Annotated in this window: 21 protein-coding genes; 5 read left to right on the top strand and 16 right to left on the bottom strand. The window is 68.4% G+C overall.

Annotated features, from left to right (window positions below; all coding sequences use genetic code 11):
* Positions 1-202 precede the first annotated feature (202 nt).
* The 5 genes from BM430_RS04770 to BM430_RS04750 all read right to left on the bottom strand — a co-directional run bounded on the left by BM430_RS04770 (position 203) and on the right by BM430_RS04750 (position 4,570).
* A complete protein-coding gene (locus tag BM430_RS04770) occupies positions 203-1,030 on the bottom strand; it encodes an ABC transporter substrate-binding protein (RefSeq protein ID WP_244539321.1) in 828 nt (275 codons plus the stop codon).
* A 33-nt stretch (positions 1,031-1,063) separates the two neighbouring features.
* A complete protein-coding gene (locus tag BM430_RS04765) occupies positions 1,064-1,834 on the bottom strand; it encodes an amino acid ABC transporter ATP-binding protein (protein WP_093565895.1) in 771 nt (256 codons plus the stop codon).
* The gene (locus tag BM430_RS04760; protein WP_093565893.1) at positions 1,831-2,688 is read right to left on the bottom strand and encodes an amino acid ABC transporter permease; all 858 of its coding nucleotides are present in this window, start codon (positions 2,686-2,688) and stop codon (positions 1,831-1,833) included. Before BM430_RS04760 ends, BM430_RS04765 begins: the two co-directional genes overlap by 4 nt.
* Positions 2,685-3,512, bottom strand: a complete 828-nt coding sequence (locus BM430_RS04755; protein WP_280142263.1) for an ABC transporter substrate-binding protein — start codon at positions 3,510-3,512, stop codon at positions 2,685-2,687. The genes BM430_RS04760 and BM430_RS04755 overlap by 4 nt, the downstream gene beginning before the upstream one ends.
* 101 nt (positions 3,513-3,613) lie before the next feature.
* Positions 3,614-4,570, bottom strand: a complete 957-nt coding sequence (locus tag BM430_RS04750; RefSeq protein ID WP_093566013.1) for an N-carbamoyl-D-amino-acid hydrolase — start codon at positions 4,568-4,570, stop codon at positions 3,614-3,616.
* Between the two features lie 145 nt (positions 4,571-4,715).
* Between BM430_RS04750 and BM430_RS04745 the strand changes: the two genes are divergently transcribed.
* Positions 4,716-5,600: a LysR family transcriptional regulator gene (locus BM430_RS04745; RefSeq protein WP_093566012.1), complete on the top strand. Its 885-nt coding sequence runs from the start codon at positions 4,716-4,718 to the stop codon at positions 5,598-5,600.
* Between the two features lie 219 nt (positions 5,601-5,819).
* Positions 5,820-6,779: a LysR family transcriptional regulator gene (locus tag BM430_RS04740; RefSeq protein WP_093565889.1), complete on the top strand. Its 960-nt coding sequence runs from the start codon at positions 5,820-5,822 to the stop codon at positions 6,777-6,779.
* Here BM430_RS04740 and BM430_RS04735 read toward each other — a convergent pair.
* Entirely contained in the window at positions 6,766-7,374 is a 609-nt protein-coding gene (locus BM430_RS04735) for a thiamine pyrophosphate-dependent enzyme (RefSeq protein WP_093565887.1), read from the bottom strand. The two genes, BM430_RS04740 and BM430_RS04735, sit on opposite strands and share 14 nt — an antisense overlap.
* Positions 7,375-7,391: 17 nt before the next feature.
* Positions 7,392-7,940 carry a thiamine pyrophosphate-binding protein gene (locus tag BM430_RS04730; protein WP_093565886.1) on the bottom strand — a complete coding sequence of 183 codons (549 nt, stop codon included), beginning with the start codon at positions 7,938-7,940 and terminating at the stop codon, positions 7,392-7,394.
* Between the two features lie 227 nt (positions 7,941-8,167).
* On the opposite strand from BM430_RS04730, the gene BM430_RS04725 reads away from it, so the two are divergent.
* Positions 8,168-9,067, top strand: coding sequence for an NAD(P)-dependent oxidoreductase (locus tag BM430_RS04725; protein ID WP_093565884.1), 900 nt, complete (start codon positions 8,168-8,170; stop codon positions 9,065-9,067).
* 69 nt (positions 9,068-9,136) lie between these two features.
* Positions 9,137-10,369 (top strand): ABC transporter substrate-binding protein, encoded by a 1,233-nt coding sequence (locus BM430_RS04720; RefSeq protein WP_093565882.1) that lies wholly within the window; start codon positions 9,137-9,139, stop codon positions 10,367-10,369.
* Between the two features lie 30 nt (positions 10,370-10,399).
* Here BM430_RS04720 and BM430_RS04715 read toward each other — a convergent pair whose 3' ends face one another.
* The 6 genes from BM430_RS04715 to BM430_RS04690 all read right to left on the bottom strand — a co-directional run bounded on the left by BM430_RS04715 (position 10,400) and on the right by BM430_RS04690 (position 14,758).
* Entirely contained in the window at positions 10,400-10,774 is a 375-nt protein-coding gene (locus BM430_RS04715; RefSeq protein WP_093565880.1) for a VOC family protein, read from the bottom strand.
* 430 nt (positions 10,775-11,204) lie between these two features.
* Positions 11,205-11,657, bottom strand: coding sequence for a type II 3-dehydroquinate dehydratase (locus BM430_RS04710; RefSeq protein ID WP_093565878.1), 453 nt, complete (start codon positions 11,655-11,657; stop codon positions 11,205-11,207).
* 38 nt (positions 11,658-11,695) lie between these two features.
* Positions 11,696-12,460, bottom strand: coding sequence for an amino acid ABC transporter ATP-binding protein (locus BM430_RS04705; protein ID WP_093565876.1), 765 nt, complete (start codon positions 12,458-12,460; stop codon positions 11,696-11,698).
* A 10-nt stretch (positions 12,461-12,470) separates the two neighbouring features.
* Entirely contained in the window at positions 12,471-13,304 is an 834-nt protein-coding gene (locus BM430_RS04700; RefSeq protein ID WP_093565875.1) for a transporter substrate-binding domain-containing protein, read from the bottom strand.
* Positions 13,305-13,437: 133 nt separating this feature from the next.
* Complete coding sequence (locus BM430_RS04695; RefSeq protein ID WP_093565874.1) at positions 13,438-14,079, bottom strand: amino acid ABC transporter permease; 642 nt, start codon at positions 14,077-14,079, stop codon at positions 13,438-13,440.
* Positions 14,080-14,089: 10 nt separating this feature from the next.
* Entirely contained in the window at positions 14,090-14,758 is a 669-nt protein-coding gene (locus BM430_RS04690; RefSeq protein ID WP_093566010.1) for an amino acid ABC transporter permease, read from the bottom strand.
* A 168-nt stretch (positions 14,759-14,926) separates the two neighbouring features.
* On the opposite strand from BM430_RS04690, the gene BM430_RS04685 reads away from it, so the two are divergent.
* A complete protein-coding gene (locus BM430_RS04685; RefSeq protein WP_093565873.1) occupies positions 14,927-15,703 on the top strand; it encodes a GntR family transcriptional regulator in 777 nt (258 codons plus the stop codon).
* Positions 15,704-15,805: 102 nt separating this feature from the next.
* Here BM430_RS04685 and BM430_RS04680 read toward each other — a convergent pair whose 3' ends face one another.
* From BM430_RS04680 to BM430_RS04670, 3 genes are all read right to left on the bottom strand, one after another.
* Complete coding sequence (locus tag BM430_RS04680; protein WP_093565871.1) at positions 15,806-16,783, bottom strand: NAD(P)-dependent oxidoreductase; 978 nt, start codon at positions 16,781-16,783, stop codon at positions 15,806-15,808.
* 184 nt (positions 16,784-16,967) lie between these two features.
* Positions 16,968-17,813 (bottom strand): glycosyltransferase family protein, encoded by an 846-nt coding sequence (locus BM430_RS04675; RefSeq protein ID WP_093565869.1) that lies wholly within the window; start codon positions 17,811-17,813, stop codon positions 16,968-16,970.
* A gap of 340 nt (positions 17,814-18,153) precedes the next feature.
* Positions 18,154-19,020 (bottom strand): TylF/MycF/NovP-related O-methyltransferase, encoded by an 867-nt coding sequence (locus BM430_RS04670; RefSeq protein ID WP_143131964.1) that lies wholly within the window; start codon positions 19,018-19,020, stop codon positions 18,154-18,156.
* Between the last annotated feature and the right edge of the window lie 125 nt (positions 19,021-19,145).

The following is a 19,145-nucleotide window of genomic DNA, read 5'->3' as shown; positions in this document are numbered from 1 at the left end:
CCGGGGGCGAAGGAAGCGAAGGCGCAGCCGGAGCGAGGGTGAGGGGGTCTCGACGAGTGAGGCTCCTCCGGAAACACCCCCTCACCCTCGCCCTGCGGGCTCGCCGAGCCGCCTGGACGGCAACTCGGCCCTCTCCCCGCCCGCGGGGAGAGGGGAAACCCGCGCTCTATCCTGCGATGAATATTCACCGATTACCGGCTGACTACTTCGCCCCGTTGATCAGCGCCTTGTCGACGCCGTTCTCGGTGAGCTTCCACTTCTCCAGGAGCGCCTTGTAGGTCCCGTCGGCGATCAGCGCGTCGAGGGCGCCGGCCACGGCCTGCTGCAGGCTGGTCTCCTTCACGGGAATCGCGATGCCGGTATACTGGAGCGCGATCGGGGTGCCGAGCGCGAGGTAGGTGTCGGGCTCGAGGCCCATCACGTAGGGCAGCGTCTCGTTGCCCTGCACGGCGGCGTCGATGCGGCCCTGCTTGAGCTGGGTGCGGGCATCGGCCGAGCCTTCGGTGCCGACGAACACCACCGGGTTGTCCTTGCAGTTCTGTTCGCTCCAGGCCGCGATCTCGCGCGGGAACGAGGTGCGCCGGCTCGCCCCGGCCTTCTTGCCGCAGAGCGAGGCCATACCGGTGAACTCAGGCGCGCGGGCCTTGCGGACGAAGAATTGCGGGCCGCTGCGCAGGTAGTCGACGAAGGTCGCGGTGTCGTGTCGGGTCGGAAGGTCGGTCATGCCGGACAGGATCGCGTCGACCCGGCCAGTCGCGAGCGCCGGCATCATCTGGTCGAAGCTGGTCTCCTGCCAGGCGAGCTTGACCCCGAGCTTCTTGGCGAGTGCGTCGCCGAGATCGACGTCGAAGCCGGTGAGCTGGCCGGTCTCGGGGTTCTTGAACTCCATCGGCGGATAGTTCGGGACGATCGCGACCTTGAGCGTGCCGCTCTTGACCACGTCCGGCGGCAGGGCGGCCTTCGGCGCGTCCTGCGCCGCGGCCACGGCGGTCGACAGGCTCATCACAACGGTCGCGATCAGGCGCTTCACCAAAACCTCCTCGTGCACTCTCGAAAACGACTCTCAGCCGATTACCGCCGAGAGGAAGCTGCGGGTGCGAGCCTCGCGCGGCCCGCCCAGGACCTCCGCCGGCGTGCCCGCCTCGACGATGCCGCCCTGGTCCATGTAGACGACGGTGTCGGCGACCTCGCGGGCGAAGCCCAGCTCGTGGGTGACGACCATCATGGTCATGCCCGAGCGGGCGAGCTCGCGCATCACCGCCAGCACCTCGCCGACGAGTTCCGGGTCGAGGGCCGAGGTCGGCTCGTCGAACAGCATCAGCTGCGGCTTCATGGCGAGCGCGCGGGCGATGGCGACGCGCTGCTGCTGCCCGCCGGAGAGCTGGGCCGGATAGTTGCCCGCCTTGGCGGCGAGGCCGACCCGGGCGAGGAGCGCCACCGCCTCGTCCCGCACCTCCGCCGGCCGGCGGCCCTGGACCTGCACGGGCCCCTCGGTGACGTTCTCGAGCGCGGTCTTGTGCGGGAAGAGGTTGAAGCGCTGAAACACCATGCCGGTCTTGAGGCGCTGGCGCGCCACCTCGCGCTCGCTCAAGGCGTGCAGCCGCCCGCCGGCCTCGCGCACGCCTAAAAGCTCGCCGTCGAGCCAGATACCGCCGGCATCGATCCGGGTGAGCTGGTTGACGCAGCGGAGCAGCGTCGTCTTGCCCGAGCCCGAGGCGCCGATCAGGCACATCACCTCGCCGGAGCGGACATCGAGGGAGACGTCGTCGAGGGCCTTGAAGGTGCCGAAGCTCTTCGAGACGCGACGGAACGCGACGAGGGGCCGAGCGCTCATCGGGTGATCCTCGCGGTGCCGCGGGCGAAGCGGCGTTCGAGCAGCATCTGCAGGGGCGTCAGGATCGAGACCACCAGCAGGTACCACAATCCGGCGACGATCAGGAGTTCGATGACCCGGGAATTGGCGTAGTAGATGTTCTCGGCGGCGTGCAGCACCTCCGGGTACTGGATCACGCTGGCGAGCGAGGTCGCCTTGACGAGGCCGATGAACTCGTTGCCGAGCGGCGGCAGCACCACCCGCATCGCCTGGGGCAGGATGATGCGATAGAGCGCCTTGAGCCGGCCCATGCCGATCGCCTGCGCGGCCTCGTACTGCCCGGCATCGACCGAGAGCAGGCCGGCGCGCATCACCTCCGAGGTATAGGCGCCCTGGTTGATGCCGAGGCCCAGGAGCGCGGCGAGGAACGGCGTCATCACCTCGACCGCCTTCGCCGACCACAGGCCCGGGATCCCGATCACCGGAAAGACCAGCGCCAGGTTGAACCACAAGAGCAGTTGGAGGATCAGCGGCGTGCCGCGAAACAGCCATGTATAGCCGGCGGCCACCCCCTTCAGCACCGGGTTGGGCGAGAGCCGCATCACCGCGACGACGAGGCCGAGCGCGATGCCGAGGCTCATCGCCAGCACCGCCATCGTCAGGGTGTTGACGATGCCGTGCAGGATCACCGGCACGGTGAGGAAGCGGCCGACGTAAGCCCACTCGATCTGGCCTTGCGCGAAGGCGCGCCCGACCAGCGCCAGGATGCAGAGGATCAGGCCAGCGGCGAGCCAGCGGCCCCAATGGGGCTGCCTTGCGGTCGGCAGGCCGGTGAGATCGGGAAAACCCTCGGCGAGGGCGCGTCCGCTGCTCATTGGTCGCTCGCGTTCAGGAGGGGCTCTGGGACCGCATTGGCCGACAGGCCGTATCGCGCCAGGATGGTGCCGTAGCTGCCATCAGCGATCATCGCCCGCAGGGTCGCGGTCAAGGTCTCGCGCAGGGCAGCGTCCTCCTTGCGCACCATGATCCCCTGATAGCCCTTGGTGAAGGGCGAGCCGAGGACGCGGTAGCGGCCCGCCTCCAGCCCCTGCGCGTAGGGCAGCGTCTCGCTGCCCTGGACCGCGGCGTCGATGCGGCCCTGCTTGAGCTGGTTGCGCACGTCGATACTGTTCTCGCCCGGCGCGACGATCGCCGGCGGCTTGCCCGCTCCCACGCAGGCCGCCTTGCTCCAGTCCTCGATCTGGGCCGGGAACGAGGTGCTGCGGGTGGTGCCGATCCGCTTGCCGCAGAGATCCGCCTCGGTCGCGGCCGGGCTGCCGGCGAGGACGAAAAACTGGGCGCCGGTCGTCAGGTAGTCGATGAAGTCGGCCTTGTCGTGGCGCGAGGCGCGGTCCGAGATGCCGCTGATGACGAAGTCGGCCCGGCCCGATTGCAGCGACAGGATCAGCTCGGCGAACGGCACCTCGCTCCAGGCGATGGCGACGCCGAGGCGCTTCGCCATCTCGGTCGCCAGATCGATGTCGAGGCCCTTCAACGTGTTGGTCTCGGGGTCGCGGTACTCCATCGGCGCGTAGGTGGCGTTGACGGAGAGCCGCAAGGTTCCGCGCTGGCGGATCTCTTCCGGCAGGCCGGCGGCGGCGGCGCGGCCCGCTGCGAGGGCGGTCAGGATCGCGAGGACTAAGCAGACTTGCGTTGGCAGGCCAACGCTTCGCCCGCTTAGATTCTTGTATTGTCGCAGATTTTTACCGCAAAACCGGCCACCACTTTTGCGAAATCTGCTTAGGGCGCGCCGCATCACCGTCACTCCGCCGCGAGCGGCGCCGGCTCGATCACGCCGGCCCGCGCGGTGATCGGCCCGTACTGCGCCGGCTGGCGGTGCTGACCGAAATTGAACATCTTCTCCTTGCCCTGCCGGCACCGGTCGAGGTCGCATGCGGCCACCACCACCTCGTCGCCGAGGGTCTGGGCCTGGGCGACGATGCGCCCGTCGGGATCGACGATGCAGGAGCCGCCGATCAGGCCCGAGCCGTCCTCGTCCCCGGCCTTCGCCACCGCCACCGCCCAGGTGGCGTTCATGTAGGCGTTGGCCTGGGCGACCAGCGTCGAGTGGAAGGTGCGCAGCGAGGCATCCTCGCTCGTGCCGCCGTTGGGGTCGTAGGCCGCCGAGTTGTAGCCGACGCAGACCAGCTCGACGCCCTGCAGGCCCAGCACCCGCCAGGCCTCGGGCCAGCGCCGGTCGTTGCAGATCATCATGCCGACGATCGCGCCTTGCCACTCCGCGCCCGCCCGGAAGGCCGGGAAGCCGGTATTGCCGTAGGAGAAGTAGCGCTTCTCGAGCTGCTGGAACCGGGCGCCCGGCCGCGGCTCGACCGAGCCCGGCAGATGGACCTTGCGGTAGCGCCCGAGGATCGAACCGTCCGGCTGCACCAGGATCGTGCTGTTGAAGCGCTCGCCCGACGGCGTCAGCTCGGCGTAGCCTATGTTGAAGCCGACGCCGAGTTCCCTTGCGCGGTCGAAGAGCGGCTGGACCGCCGGGTTCGGCATCGCGCGCTCGAAGTAATTGTCGAGCTCGTCGCCTTCGAGGAGCCAGCGCGGGAAGAACGTCGTGAAGGCGAGCTCGGGGAAGACCACCAGCGTCGCGCCGCGTCCCGCCGCCTCTTCGAGCAGGCGGATCAGCCGGTCGAGGGTATGGGCGCGGGAATCGGCGCGCTGGGTCGGACCCATCTGGGCCGCCGCGACGGTGACGATACGGGACATCATGACCTCTGAGTGGGCATCATGCTTGAATTGTAAGCATTCCGCTGTATCGGCCCACTTCCATGCCCCGATCATGCATATTCCTTACGCCCCCACAATCCAGCTACTTATGATAAATTCCGCCGGACTATAATATGGAGTGATGATGAACCTGCGGCAGCTGGAGATCCTGCGGGCGGTGGTCCGGCACCGCACCACCCTGGCGGCGGCCGAGGAGCTGGCGGTGTCGCAGCCGGCAGTCAGCAACGCCCTCAAGGCGATGGAGGCGCGAGCCGGCTTCCCGCTGTTCGACCGCATCAACAACCGGCTGTTTCCGACCGCCGAGGCGATGACGCTCTACCGGGAGAGCGAGGCGATCTTCGCGCTCCACGCCAAGCTCGAGAACCGCCTGCGCGACCTGCGCGAGAACCGGCACGGCCACCTCGCCATCATGGCGACCCCGCCGCTCGCCTACGGCCTGCTGCCCCGGGCGCTCGCCGCCTTCGTGCGCCAGCGGCCGCAGACGCGGCTGTTCTTCGACGTGCGCCGCTACGAGGGCGTGATCGAGGGCGTGTCGGGCCGGGTGGCGGAACTCGGCTTCGCGCTCGGTCTGTCGAACCATGTCGGCCTCGCCCACGAGGTGGTGCACCGCGGCGAGATGGTCTGCGTCATGGCCCCCGACCATCCCTTGAGCCTGAAGGCGAGCGTCACGCCGGCAGACCTCGCCCGCCACCCCTTCATCGGGCTGGAGCGCGGCACCCGCCTCGGCGAGGCCCTGCGCGATGCCTTCGCACGGGCCGGCGTGCCGTTCGACGCGACCGTGGAGGTTCGCTACTGCAACACCGCCTGCGTGCTGGCCGGCGCCGGCGTCGGCGTCGCGGTGGTCGACCCGTTCTCGCCCGCGCAGGGCGGCGCGCATCCGGTGGTGGTGCGCCCGTTCGAGCCGCGCACGCCGGTCGAGGCCTTCATGCTGTGGTCGGAGGCCGAGCCGCTCTCGCGCCTGGCGCAGGCCTTCCTGGCGGAGGTGCGGGCCGCGCGGGCTTCGCCGTGATGGTGGCTCTCGCGTCTTCGCTATGGCTCTTGCGAAGCAATCCGTCGGATTTCGTACGACATCTTGGGATGAAGGTGTAGGCAGGATGCCGATCCGGCAAACGGGGCTCTCCGCCGCCGATGTCGCCGGAGCGAGGCACTGACAGGCATCGTATGCTATCGGTCTCGGCAAGGATCGTTCGGAGGCTCGACGGCGCGTCCGGTCGACGGAACCCGGCCCATGGACCTTCGCACCCTCAGGACGTTCCACGCCATCGCCGAGCTCGGCAGCCTGAGCAAGGCGGCGGACCTCTTGCGCATCGGGCAGCCGGCGCTCAGCCGGCAGATGAAGCTGCTGGAGCACGAGCTGAAGGCCGAGCTGTTCGTGCGCAACGGGCGCGGCATGGTGCTGACGAGCGCGGGGCAACTGCTCCTGGAGCGCAGCCTGAGCCTGGTGCGCCAGATCGAGCAGGTGCGCGACGACCTGCAGTCGCTCGACCGGATGCCCTCGGGCAGCGTCGTGCTCGGGGTGGTGCCGACGGTGAGCGCGGTCCTGTCGGCACGGGTCGCGCGCCGCGCCGTCGCGGAACTGCCGAACGTCGCGCTCCGGATCGTCGAGAGCTATGGCGGGCACCTCGTCGAGTGGCTGCATCGCGGCCGGGTCGATTTGTCGATCCTCTACGGCCCGGCGGTCGACCTGCATCTCGACGTCGAGACGCTCGGGCGCGACGAGCTGGTGGCGGTCGGCCCGAAAGGATCGGGGCTGGCCGAGCGTGCGCCCGTCGACCTCGCCTGGCTCATCGGCCAGAAGCTCGCGCTGCCGAGCCACTCGCATGGCTTGCGCCGCCTCGTCGAGAAGGCGGCGGCGCGCCGGAAGCTCGCGGTCGACGTGGTGGTCGAGGCCGATTCCTTCCGGGTCCTGACCAACATCGTCGAGGAAGGGATCGGCTACACCATCCTGCCGCCCTCGGCGATCCACGCGGAATTGCAGCAGGGCCGCCTCGAGAGCGCGGCCTTCGCGGCGCCGGGCATCGCCCGCGAGGTCGTGCTGGCCTCGGCCACCGGGAAGCCGGCCTCGATCGCCAGCGCCGCCGTGGCCGGCCTCGTGCGGACGGAGATCGCCGCGCTCGTGCGCGAGGGCCGCTGGCGCCTCGCGACCGAGTTCCAGGCCGGGCCCCGACCGGGGTCTACGAGACCGTGAAGCCGAGATGCCCGCGCATCCGGTGCTTGAGGTAGACGCCGTCCCGCGGCGGCAGGGCCCGCTCCACGTGCCCGGAGGCGATCCGCACCCGCAGGAAGCGGGGTCCGCCGGAGGTGGCGAGAAGCTTCGGCCGGTAGGCCGCGAGCCCGGCCTCGTCGGCGATCTCGACCGCGTCCTCGATCCCGCTCGCCTGCGCGACCCGGTCGAGCCGGACGCCGAGACCCGCGTGGCTCCGCTGCATGCCGGTCTCGCCGTAGTGGCCGTTGTCGAGGACGACGATCGTGAGGTTGCCGGGAGCCGCCACCGCGACCGTCATCAGGCCGCCCGCCCCCATGATCTGCTCGCCGTCGCCGGTCACGACCGCGACCGGCCGCGCCGGCTGCGCGAGCGCGAGTCCGAGACCGACCAGGGCCGCGCCGCCCATCGCACCCCAGAGGTAGAAGTTGCCGTCGTGGTCGCCGGCGTCGAAGACGTCGTAGGACGGCGAGCCGAGGCCGGTCACGACCAGGAGGTCGCGGCGCTCGGCGAGGAGGACCTTGACGGCCCGGCGGCGATCGAGCGTCCCGGAATCGTCCGACTTGCTCGTGTCCGACATGCGGTGATCTCCCCGGCTCATTTGCCCTCGACCCACTTCTTGCGCCCCAGCATGCGCTGGGAGATCAGCACGGCGACCTGCCGGTCGCCGTCGAAGGCGAGGTTCGCCGCGGCCTCCACCACCTCGCCCGCCTCCTCCGGCCGGTCGAGGCGCAGGAGCGTGACGCCCATCGTCTCGAGGGCGGCGGGCGTGCCGAGCCCCATCGGGATCTGCCACGGGTTGAACTCGGCCCACTCGCCGCGCATCGTCACCAGGGTCAGGAACGGGAACCGGCAGGTCGCGGGCAGCGACAGCATGTTGATGCAGTTGCCGACCCCGCTCGACTGCATCAGCAGCACCGCGCGGTCCCCGCCGAGCCAGGCGCCGGCCGCGAGCGCGATCCCCTCCTCCTCGGTGGTCAGGACGGTGGTGCGCACCGCGGCGTCGTCGTGCAGCGCGCGGATCAACCGGGCATGCCCGGCATCCGGCACGTAGGAGGCCTGCGTCACCCCGGCCTCACGCAAGGCGCGGTAGATCGCGAGCGGCCACTCCGCCGCGGCATCGTGTGAGGAAACGGTCATCGTCATCTCCGGCCGGCCCCTCGCCGGACGTCCGGCGGGGCGCTTCGCCCTGTCCCGGGCGACGGGCGGCTTCGTGTTCACCGGGCGAGATGTGCGCGCGGCAGCGTCGTCGGCGCACTTTCATTCTCGGCATATCCGGTCTCACGGAATTCGAATTCGCTTGAGAACGCGGCGGCCTAAGATCCTCCCCAAGACGCCCGCGACGAACGGGCCGGCAATACGGGAGGACAGGCATGGAGATGGTGGGGTTCATCGGGCTCGGCCGCATGGGCCGGCCCATGGCGTCCAACCTCTGCCGCAAGGGCGTCCGGCTCGTCGTCAACGACGTGAACCCGGCGGCCGTGCAGGAGCTCGAGAGCCTGCAGGCCCGCGCCGCGGCGAGCGCCGCCGAGGTGGCGGGACAGGCCGGGATCATCGTCACGATGCTGCCGAACTCGGCGGTGGTGCGCGAGGTGGTGGCCGGGCCCGGCGGCGTGCTGGCGCATGCCGCGCCCGGCTCCCTCGTCATGGACATGAGCACGGTCTCGCCCGAGACCACGGACGAACTCGCCGCGCTCGCGAAGAGCCGCGGCATCGGCTTCGTCGACGCGCCGGTCGGGCGCCTCGCCAGCCACGCCGATCGCGGCGAATCGCTGTTCATGGTCGGGGCGTCGGACGCCGATTTCGCCCGGGTCAAGCCGCTCCTCGAAGGCATGGGCTCGACGATCTATCATTGCGGCCCGGTCGGCACGGGCACGCGCACGAAGCTCGTCAACAACTACCTCGCGGTGACCTCCTGCCAGCTCAACGCCGAGGCGCTGGGACTGTCGCAGCGCCTCGGCCTCGACCTGGAGCGCACGCTGGAGGTCCTGTACGGCACCACGGCGGTCAACGGGCAGCTGAAGATCGCCTGGCCGAGCAAGGTGCTCGCCGGCGACATCGAGCCGGGCTTCACCATCGACCTCGCCCACAAGGACCTGACGCTCGTCAGCGAGGCTGCCCACGCCGCGCGGGTGCCGATGCCGATCCTGGCCGCCGCCCGCGAGGCATTCTCGACCGCCCGCGCCCGCGGCTTCGGCTCCAAGGATTTCTCCGCGATGGTCGATGCCCTGTGCGACCTCGCCGGGATCGAGAAGCCGCGCCTGCGGCGCTGAGTGGACGACACACGAGCAAGGGACGCCGGCGGCCTCGACGCCGCACGGTCGATCCGGGAGGACGACGCCATGGCAATCTCGCGGCGAGCCCTGATGGGCGGCGCCACCGCGCTCGCGGCCGCCTGGAGCGGCGGCGCCCGCGCCCAAGCGACGGGCATCCCGAGGATCAAGATCGGCGTCCTGTCGGATTTCTCCGGCATCTACACCGATCTCCTCGGGCCCGGCGGCGTCGCCTGCGTGCAGCAGGCGGTGGCGGATTTCGGCCCCGAGCGACACGGCTTCTCCGTCGAGGTCGTGTTCGCCGACCACCAGAACAAGCCGGATGTCGGCTCAGGGATCGCCCGGCGCTGGTACGATTCCGAGGGCGTCGACATGGTGATCGGCCTGCCCAATTCCTCGGTCGCCCTGGCGACCGCCTTCGTGACGGCCGAGCGCAACAAGGCCTGCATCGGCACCGCGGTCACCTCGATGGACTTCACCGGCGCCCAATGCACGCCGAACACCATCAACTGGACCTACGACGCCTACATGCTGGCGAAGGCGCTCGGCACCGAGACCGTGAAGGCCGGCGGGCGCAAGTGGTACTTCATCACCACCGACAACGCCTTCGGCAACGCGATCCAGGGCGAGACCGCGAGCTTCGTGCAGCAGGCCGGCGGCACGGTTCTCGGCAATTCCCGCTACCCGATCGGCGCGACCGACTACTCGTCCTTCCTGGTCGCCGCGCAGGGCAGCGGCGCCGACGTGCTGGGTCTCGCGCTCGGCGGCACCGACATGGTCAACTGCCTCAAGCAGGCGAGCGAGTTCGGCCTGCGCGACCGCATGCGGGTCGCCGCACCGGTGATGTTCCTCAACGACATCAACGCGCTGGGCTTAGCCCTGACGCAGGGGCTCCTGCACACCAACAGCTTCTACTGGGACGCCAATGACCGCACGCGCGCCTTCACGCAGCGCGTGCTGCCGCGGATGCAGGGCGCCTATCCGGGCATGGTCCATGCCGGCTGCTACGCCGGGGCGCTCCACTACCTGAAGGCGGTCGCCGCCCTCGGGGCCAGTGCCGCCAAGGCGAGCGGCGCCGCGACCATCGCCCGGATGAAGGCGATGCCGGCCGACGACGACGCCTTCGGCCGGACGGTGGTCCGCCAGGACGGCCGCGCCCTGGTGCCGGCCTTCCTGCTGCAGGTGAAGACGCCCGCGGAGAGCCGGGCGCGCTGGGACTACTGCAAGGTGGTGACCGAGATCCCCGGCCCCGATGCGGCCAAGCCCCTGGCGCAGGGCGGATGCCCGCTCGTGCGGACGTGAGGGCCGCGCCGGCGATGGCGCGTCCTTGCTCTACCGCGTCGCCCGGGTCCGGGCGGTGAGCTTGTTGCCGTCCGGATCGCGCAGGTAGGCGACGACGGATCCGTTCGGGCGCTCGGTGGGCGGGCTCTCGATCGCGGTCCCACCATGGGCGGTGCCGGCCGCGTGCCAGGCGCGAACCTGATCGGGGCTCGCCGCCGCGATCCCGATGGTCCCGCCATTGGCCGCGGTCGCCGGCTTGCCGTCGATCGGCGTCGTGATCATCAGGCGGCCGCCATCGTGGGCGTAGATCAGCCGGCCCCTCTCATCCGTCTTGCCGGGGCCGCCCCCGAGCGCGGCGAAGGTCGCGTCGTAGAAGCGCCGGGACCGCGCGAGATCGTTGCTGCCGATCATGACGTGCGTGAACATGCTGTCTCTCCGGGCGTGGACCGCGGGGGAGAGCCTACGGCACGCTTCCGTCGCCGCAAGGCGCCCGCGATCTCAGGCCTTTTTGATGTGTGCGGACGGCGCTGCCAGGCTCTTCTCTATCCCACCCACGACCTCATCCTGAGAGCCTGTTTGAGTTGGCCGACCGCATTGAACCCCTCAATGTCATCCCGGGGCCGCGGAGCGGAACCCGGGATCCATAACCGCCGACGATGCAGAAGACGTCGGAACGCGTTCCGCTGCACCCTGCACCGTCAGCGGCTATGGATCCCGGGTTCTCGCCTTCGGCGAGCCCCGGGATGACGGAGAGAGATGTCGGCCTGTATGCAGATCGTTCGGCGAAACCGCTCAAACAGGCTCTCAGGATGAGGTCGCGGGTGGGATAGAACCAACCGATCAGTCGGACAGTCTATCAGACCCTGCGCTCGTCGAGGAGCAGGCGCATCGCGTCGAGCGCCAGCCCGTAGCCGCTCGGGCCGAGGCCGGCGATGACGGCGGTGGCGGTCCGTGAGACCAGCGAGCGGTGGTAGATCTCCTCGCGCCGGTGGATGTTGGAGATGTGCAGCTCGATCTTCGGGCCATCGAACATCTTGAGCGAGTCGAGGAGCGCGATCGAGGTGAAGCTGTAGCCGGCCGGGTTGATGATGATGCCCGCCGCCTGCCTGCGGGCCTCGTGCACGCTCTCGATGAGCGTGCCCTCGAGGTTGGTCTGGCGGAAGTCGATACCGAGGCCGTGCGTCCCGGCACGCGCGCGGCAAGCGGTCTCGATCTCTGCGAGCGTGGTGCTGCCGTAGATCGCGGGCTCGCGCTCGCCCAGAAGGTTGAGGTTCGGCCCGTTCAGGACGAAGATGATCGGCTCGCTCATGACACACCTTTTTCGTCTCGCACCGGCCCGCATGCGGGTCAGTGATGCGCCAGGATCTCGCCGAGGAACGTGCGGGCCCGCGGATGTTGCGGGGTGCGGAAGAAGGTCTCGGGATCGGCCTCTTCGAGGATCGCGCCGTCGGCCATGAAGATCACCCGGTCGGCGACCTGCCGGGCGAACCCCATCTCGTGGGTGACGCACACCATCGTCATGCCGTCGCGGGCGAGCCCGATCATGGTGTCGAGCACCTCCTTGACCATCTCCGGGTCGAGGGCCGAGGTCGGCTCGTCGAACAGCATGACCTTGGGCTCCATGCACAGGGCCCGGGCGATGGCGACGCGCTGCTGCTGGCCGCCCGAGAGCTGGGCCGGGTATTTCAGCGCCTGCTCGCCGATGCGGACCCGCTCCAGGTAGCGGCGCGCGATCGCCTCGGCCTCCGCCTTCTTCGTGCCGCGCACCCGCATCGGCGCCAGCGTGCAGTTCTCCAGCACCGTCATGTGCGGGAAGAGATTGAAGCTCTGGAACACCATGCCGACCTCGCGGCGCACCGCGTCGACGGCCCGGGCCGAATCGTCGAGGGCGATGCCGTCGACCACGATCCGCCCCTTCTGGATCGTCTCGAGGTGGTTGATGCAGCGGATGAGCGTCGACTTGCCCGAGCCGGAGGGTCCGCACAGGACGATCTTCTCGCCCCGGCGGACCTCCAGGGTCACGCCCTTGAGGGCGTGGAAGTCACCGTACCACTTGTCCACGCCGTGCATCGCGATGAGGGGGCCGGTCGCCGGGTTCGGTGACACGCTCATGTCCTCGCGCTCAAGCGGCGGTGAAGGGAACGCCCTCGATGCGCTCGGGCATCGGCGGCTGCTCGGCCTTCATCCACTTGTCGGTGATCGTCTTCAGCTCGCCGTTCGCCTTGATCTTGTCGATGAAGGTGTTGATGAACGCGTTCATCTCCTTCTCGCCGAGCCGGGTGCAGGCGCCGTTGTAGATGCTCGTGAAGGTGAGCTTCTGCTCGAACACGCCGGGCTTCGCCTCGTCGAGGCGGCGGATGTAGAAGATGTTGCCGCCGACCGCCTGCGCCTGGCCGGAGACCACGGCCTGGATCGAGGCGGCGTCGCCGTCGAGCCGCAGGATGTTGGTGCCGGGCGGCGCGTTGCGGGTCACCTCGGTGTCCTGGGCCGCGCCGCGGGCCACCGCGATGGTGAGCTTGCCCATGTCGGCGTTCGTCTTCACCGCGACGGTCTTGGGCGCGAGCAGCACGATCTGGTTGGCGACGTAGGGCTTGGAGAACTGCACCGCCTTGGCCCGGTCGGGAAACATCGCCATCGTGGCGAACAGCACGTCGCAGCGGCCCGAGGTCAGGGCCGGGATGCGGTTCGCCACTTCGAGCGGCATGAACTGGACCGGCACGCCGAGTTCCTTGCCGAAGAGCTCGCCGATATCGGCGTCGATGCCCTCCTGCTTGCCCGCGCTGCTGACGTAGCCCCAGGGCGGGTTGTCGCCCTGGATGCCGATGATGACGCGGCCCCGCTTCTTGATCTGGTCGGGCGTGACGGCGAGCGCCCGGCCGGTCATCAGGGCCGGCAGGGCCAGGGCGGCGCCCGCTCCCGCGACGAGGCTGCGGCGGCTGATGCTGTGGCGTTCCATGGTGTCCTCCCCTTCTTGATTCCGAGATCCGGCTGGGGCGCTTCACGATCGCGTTGCGATCGCGAAGCTCTCCAAATCTTTGTTTGGTCGCATTTTCTTCGACGAACCGGTGTCCACTTCGTCGGAAAATGCTCTAGCGCGTCGGCGCGGCGAGGCGCCGCTCCATCCAGGAGCCGTAGAGCGACAAGGGCCAGCAGAGCGCGAAGTACATCGCCCCGACGATGCCGAAGACGAGCAGCGGCTTGAAGATCTGGTTCGAGACCATGTTGCCGGCCCGCGCGAGCTCGGTGAAGCCGACGATCGAGGCGAGCGACGTGCCCTTGATGAGCTGGACCAGGAACCCGATCGTCGCCGGCAGCGAGACGCGGAAGGCCTGGGGCAGGATCACGTCCCGCATGCGCGAGACGTAGCCGAGGCTGAGCGCCCGGGCCGCCTCCGACTGGCCGCGCGGCACGGCCTCGATCCCGCCGCGCCAGATGTCGCCGAGATAGGCGCTGGCATGCAGCGTGAAGCCCAGGGCAACCGCCTCCCAGGGGGCGAGGTCGAGCCCGACCAGGGCGAGGCCGAAATAGACCACGAAGAGTTGCATCAGGAGCGGCGTGCCCTGGAACACGCTGACATAGGCCGCCGTCGCGCGCTCCAGCATCGGCTTGCCGGAGGTGCGGGCGAGCGCGACCGCGAGGCCCGCGATGCCGCCACCGATGAAGCCGATCGCCGAGAGCGCGATCGTCCACTTCATGCCCTCGAGCAGGAACAGGAATTCGGGCCAGCCCATCGTCGCGCCCCTACTTGACGGGATAGCTGAAATACCGGCGCGAGACGAGCCCGAAGGCGCGCATCATCAGCCAGGAGATCAGGAAGTACAGGACCGTGATCGTGCCGTAGACCTCGAAGCTGCGAAAGCTCTCGTTCTCGATCAGCTTGGCGACCGAGGTCAGCTCGTAGGCGGCGATCGCCGAGGCGATGCTGGTGGTCAGCGTCAGCATGACGAATTGGCCGGTCAACGAGGGGTAGACCGCCCGGAGCGCCGGGCGCAGGACGATGAAGCGGAAGACGTCGCGCTTGTGCAGCCCGAGGGCGTAGCCGGCCTCGACCTGGCCCTTGTGGATCGACTGCACGCCGCCGCGGATGATCTCGATCGCGTAGGCGCCGCCGTTCAACCCGAGGGCGATGATCGCCGTCGGCGTCGGCGCGAGGCGGATGCCGATCAGCGGCAGGGCGAAGAACACGAAGTAGATCTGGACCAGGAACGGCGTATTCCGGATCAGCTCGACGAAGGCGATCACCGCCCAGCGCAGCGGGCGCAGGGGCGATTCGCGCAGCACGACGCCGACGACGCCGATCACCAGGGCGATCGCCATCCCGGCGACCGCGAGGAGCAGCGTGCCGGCGCAGCCCTTCAGGAGGTCGGGCAGGCCCGCGACGACCGGCCCGAAATCGAGCGTGTAGTTCACCTGGTCGCTTCCCCCGGTGCGGCGCGCCCGATCGAGCCTCGCCGCGTCCCGGAGCATCCTCGCCGCTTCCGGCAGGTGCTCCTATGATCGAAGGATTATGCGATCATCCAACGATAAGCAATCCCTCATACGTTGCGCCGCGCGCCCCGTGGTGCCAAAGAGGGCGCCATGGGTGCTCCCTCAGACATCGCGGCCGGGGCCGCCGGCGAGACGGTCGGCGACGTCGTTCATGCCCGGATCCGGTCCGACATCCTGTTCGGCCAGCTCGCCCCGGGCGAGCGGCTGCGGCTTGACGAGGCGAGCCGGCGCTACGGCGTCAGCATCGGCACGATGCGCGAGCTCCTGAACCGCCTCGCCTCCGAGGGGCTCGTCGTGGCGGAGGCGCAGCGCGGCTTCGAGGTCGCGCCGGCCTCGGCGACCGAGTTCCGGGAGATCGCGGCCCTGCGCCTGCTTCTCGAGGGGCACGCGCTCACCCTCTCCTTCGCGGCGGGCGACCTCGACTGGGAGGCGCGGGTCGTGGCGGCCCACCACAAGCTCGCGGTCACCGAAAACCGCATGCTGACGGCGACCGACGCCGATCCGACCCTGGTCCGGCAATGCGACCGCGCCTTCCACCAGGCGCTGACCTCGGCCTGCGGCTCGCGCGTGCTGATGGAGACCCTCGGCTCCATCCACGACCGCTACCTGCGCTACCTGTCGCTCGCGGCCATCTTCCGCGGCGACCGGTCGATCCGGGAGCACGCCGACCTGCTCGCCTGCGCGCTCGCGCGCGACGCCGAGCGGGCGGCCCGGATCCTGAAGGTCCACATCGACAGCTGCCTGGACTACGCCCTCGCCGACGGGCCGCCGGCCTGGGCGTCCGGGTTCGACGCGGCCGATCCCGCATCGCCGGCCCGGGACGTCCCCGCGCGCCCGAAACCCGCCCGGACGACGCGGCGGCGCTGACCGGGACGGGAGCGCCCCGCAATCGCGAAGCTTATCCAGGCCTTTGGTTTTGCCGCATTTTCTCCGACGAACCGGTATCCACTTCGTCGGAGAATGCTCTCGTCACGGCCGGCGCGACCAGTGTTCCGCGTTGACCGCCCCCGCGGGCACCTCCCCCGCCAGGATGGCGCGCACCTGCGCCACCGTGTCGAAGGCCTGCGCCTCGATCGCCGGCGGCGTGAGGCCGCCGATATGCGGGGTGGCGATCACGCCGCCCAGGCGCGCGAGGCCGGGCGAGGGCATCTGGTCGGGCGCGCGGCCGACATCCATGGCCGCCCCGGCGATCCGGCCCTCGTCGAGCGCCGCGGCCAGGGCCGCCTCGTCGACGAGGTTGCCGCGCGAGAGGTTGATGAACACCGCGTCGGGCCGCATCCGCGCCAGGGCGCGGGCATCGATCAGGTTCTCGGTCGCCTCGGTGGCGACTGCCAGGCACACGACGATGTCGGCCTCCGCCATCAGCGTCTCGAACGCGACCAGCCGGCCCTGGCCCGCCGGGACCGCGACGTGGGGATCCGAGACGAGCACCTCCATGCCGAGATGGCTGGCGATCGCCCCGAGGTTCCGGCCGATCGCCCCGTAGCCGATGATGCCGAGGCGGCTGCCGGCGAGCTGGCGCCCCATCCTTACCTGCGGGGCACGGCCGGCCTGGTAGTCTCGCGTCGCCCGCGAGATGCCGCGCGACAGGTCGACCATGAAGCCGAGGGCGAGTTCCGTGACCGAGGCGACGAAGCCGGGCGCGGCATGGGTCACCAGCACGCCCGCCCGGCTCGCCGCCGGAACGTCGATGGTGCGGATGTCGACGGCGCAGCGCAGGAACGCCCGCAAGCGCGGCAGCCGGGCGAAGATCTCAGCTTGGCCGGGGGTGAGCCGGTCGGAGACCACGAGGTCGACCTCCGCGGCGGCCGCGGTCAGGGCAGCCGCGTCGAGCGGGTCGTCGCCCTCGTGGAGCCGCACCTCGGCGAGGTCGCGCAACGCGGCGAGCGCCCGGGGGCCGTAATACTGCTCGCGCATGCGCGGCGTGTGCGTCAGCAGCAGCTTCATGTCGTCACCTCCCGTGGCCGGACTGATCTAGGGCGGTCCGCAGGATCCGCTCGTCCCAGCCACGCCGCTGATCGGCGGTTGTTGCTCGCTCAGCGTCGATCAAGCGGCAAGAATCACGCGGAGCTTCTCACGCATGCGGGATCCGCCGATTCACGCTTGGCGCAAGCCTTCCGATGGTCGATCATCAGGCCGACAATCGTGCCGTTGGACAGGCAGAGAGAAGCGCCGCGCGCGCCTGCGGGGTCACGAGGTCGATGACTTCCTGCCGAAGGGTGGCATAGGCCGGGGCACCACGCCGCAACAGCGCCTCGTCCCGCGGCCTCGGGTCCACCAGCTCCGATCGGCCGGTGATCATATGCGGCTTGAGGAACTGAAAATGCGAGATCGTGGGTGAGCCCTCACAACCGTAGAATGGGCGACAATTCAGGTTTTGCGGCAGCGGCAGCCACAATCCCTGACAGATCGAGTTCAAGACTCCTTGATCGTACCAGGGATTGACGAGCTTTCCGGACGCGATGTCGATCAGTGATTGGCGAAAAATGTCGTAGAGGCTGCGCATGAACACCACGTTCATGACCATGACACCGGCATTGAACGCGCGATCGGCCTCATGCATCACGTCGCCCTGAATGATGATTTCCTTAACGGCTGCGAGCGGCGCGGACAGACCACCCAACTCGATGTCTTGATGAAAAACGACATCCGTGTCAGTGTATAGAATAAATTGATCGTCTTTTTCGATTTTCGGTATATCGAATCGCAACGCATTACCGATCAGCCAGTTGTAATTGATCGCCGCAATGCCCCGATGACGATCCAACTCGGCTGAGAAGCTCAAGCGATGCAGGATGACGACGACGCCCCGATCGCGAAAATAGGAAAGTAGCGCGTTGTCTGGGCCATCGTAGACGAGGTGAGGCTTCAGGGACGTCGAGCGCAGGCAGGACTCGACCGCTGCGATCAGAGTCTCGCCGCCCGCCTCGAGTGCCGCCTCGTTGCAGCACGTATACCATTTCATCGCGGCATCCATCTGCTCGTGATCGAACGCTGAGACGATGAACTCATCTCACGCAGCAGCCGGCACGGGTCGCCAACAACCGAGCCGGCGCCTGGAATCGCGCGTCCTCACCGAAGGACCATCGATCTCATCGCCCATGGCAAAGCGTGCGGCGTCGTTCGCGCTTGCTCGCGCCTGTTCGTATCGCGCATGGGATAGGACGGCCCTGACCTGATTCGGAGAAAAAAGCGCCTTCGAGAGCGTCATGCAAGCAGGAGCGGGGTCGTGACGACGGAACTCAAGCGCTGACGATTCGAACACGCCGGAACGAACCACCCGATCACAAGGCGCGGAAGTCTCGAACGACAACCCGTCACCGCTTCACAAGGAGGCCCTGTCCCGTCGACATCTCCAGAATGCGGTACCCGCGTTTGTCGGCCCAGTCCTTCTCGGCATCGTGCTGAGGCTTGTACGCGGACCAACCGTAATCGTCGAACACGATCATTCCACCGAGCGACACCCGATCGAAGAGGACATCGAGCGTCTCGATTTCCGCTCGCGACGAGTTGAGATCGAGATGCAACAACGAAATCGACTGCGGCGCCCTCTGCTTCAGAACGTCAGGCAGCTGCCCTTTGATCACCCTGATATTGTCATATGCTCGAAACTTCAGAACCACCTTTTCGAACAAATTTTCTTCGTGCAAGACAGGATTGTCGTGCTTCTCGGTATCGTACTTTGCCGGTATCCCGGCGAAGGTATCATAGAGCCACATCGTTTTATCGATCTTCGCGAAATCGAAATAATCTGCGAGGACACGAAACAAAAAACCCTTCCATACGCCGCACTCGACGATATCGCCTTCGATCTTCAATGCATTTTCCATCGCCCAAAGCAGGGTATTGAGGCGAAATATGAGCGATCGCTCTTGGTCGTTCGTAGCATGGCGCTCAATTGCCGCCTTCAGCTTCGAGTCTTGCAGGAACGAGCAAGTCTTTCCGATGATGATATTATTATCGCCGTAAGCAACGGTACCAAATATGGATTTGAATCTGATCAGGCACGCTTGTAGGAACGAGAAATCTTCAGATTTGAAATCACCGTAAAACATCGCTTTTCCCCTTCGCGAACGGTCCTGCTGCAATGCCCGTACGGCTGCTTGGAAGGCATGGGTGCGACCTCCCGGGCCTTGCTGTAGCCGGTTCGCCGAGCCCTTGGCGAGTTTTATCGCCCTGGACACTGCCCGCGATCGGGTCGAACGCGGCGCGCGCGGTGCCGCGACCTCGGGCTGAACCCGCCGTTAAGCGGAAGGTCGCAATTTCGTCCTGAAGCTCCAGCAAGGATCTGGCTTGGGCGAGGAGGCTT

This window comes from Methylobacterium sp. 174MFSha1.1, assembly GCF_900116815.1.
Lineage (GTDB): Bacteria > Pseudomonadota > Alphaproteobacteria > Rhizobiales > Beijerinckiaceae > Methylobacterium.
Note: the sequence above shows the minus strand (reverse complement) of the source record. Positions and strands in the feature narration are given on the sequence as shown.

Bases quoted from the DNA above. Each gene is read 5' to 3' on its own strand.
- BM430_RS04765 (WP_093565895.1), bottom strand. From the start codon at position 1,834: ATGAGCGCTCGGCCCCTCGTCGCGTTCCGTCGCGTCTCGAAGAGCTTC.
- BM430_RS04760 (WP_093565893.1), bottom strand. From the start codon at position 2,688: ATGAGCAGCGGACGCGCCCTCGCCGAGGGTTTTCCCGATCTCACCGGC.
- BM430_RS04750 (WP_093566013.1), bottom strand. From the start codon at position 4,570: ATGTCCCGTATCGTCACCGTCGCGGCGGCCCAGATGGGTCCGACCCAG.
- BM430_RS04745 (WP_093566012.1), top strand. From the start codon at position 4,716: ATGAACCTGCGGCAGCTGGAGATCCTGCGGGCGGTGGTCCGGCACCGC.
- BM430_RS04740 (WP_093565889.1), top strand. From the start codon at position 5,820: ATGGACCTTCGCACCCTCAGGACGTTCCACGCCATCGCCGAGCTCGGC.
- BM430_RS04735 (WP_093565887.1), bottom strand. From the start codon at position 7,374: ATGTCGGACACGAGCAAGTCGGACGATTCCGGGACGCTCGATCGCCGC.
- BM430_RS04730 (WP_093565886.1), bottom strand. From the start codon at position 7,940: ATGACGATGACCGTTTCCTCACACGATGCCGCGGCGGAGTGGCCGCTC.
- BM430_RS04725 (WP_093565884.1), top strand. From the start codon at position 8,168: ATGGAGATGGTGGGGTTCATCGGGCTCGGCCGCATGGGCCGGCCCATG.
- BM430_RS04720 (WP_093565882.1), top strand. From the start codon at position 9,137: ATGGCAATCTCGCGGCGAGCCCTGATGGGCGGCGCCACCGCGCTCGCG.
- BM430_RS04715 (WP_093565880.1), bottom strand. From the start codon at position 10,774: ATGTTCACGCACGTCATGATCGGCAGCAACGATCTCGCGCGGTCCCGG.
- BM430_RS04710 (WP_093565878.1), bottom strand. From the start codon at position 11,657: ATGAGCGAGCCGATCATCTTCGTCCTGAACGGGCCGAACCTCAACCTT.
- BM430_RS04705 (WP_093565876.1), bottom strand. From the start codon at position 12,460: ATGAGCGTGTCACCGAACCCGGCGACCGGCCCCCTCATCGCGATGCAC.
- BM430_RS04700 (WP_093565875.1), bottom strand. From the start codon at position 13,304: ATGGAACGCCACAGCATCAGCCGCCGCAGCCTCGTCGCGGGAGCGGGC.
- BM430_RS04695 (WP_093565874.1), bottom strand. From the start codon at position 14,079: ATGGGCTGGCCCGAATTCCTGTTCCTGCTCGAGGGCATGAAGTGGACG.
- BM430_RS04685 (WP_093565873.1), top strand. From the start codon at position 14,927: ATGGGTGCTCCCTCAGACATCGCGGCCGGGGCCGCCGGCGAGACGGTC.
- BM430_RS04680 (WP_093565871.1), bottom strand. From the start codon at position 16,783: ATGAAGCTGCTGCTGACGCACACGCCGCGCATGCGCGAGCAGTATTAC.
- BM430_RS04675 (WP_093565869.1), bottom strand. From the start codon at position 17,813: ATGGATGCCGCGATGAAATGGTATACGTGCTGCAACGAGGCGGCACTC.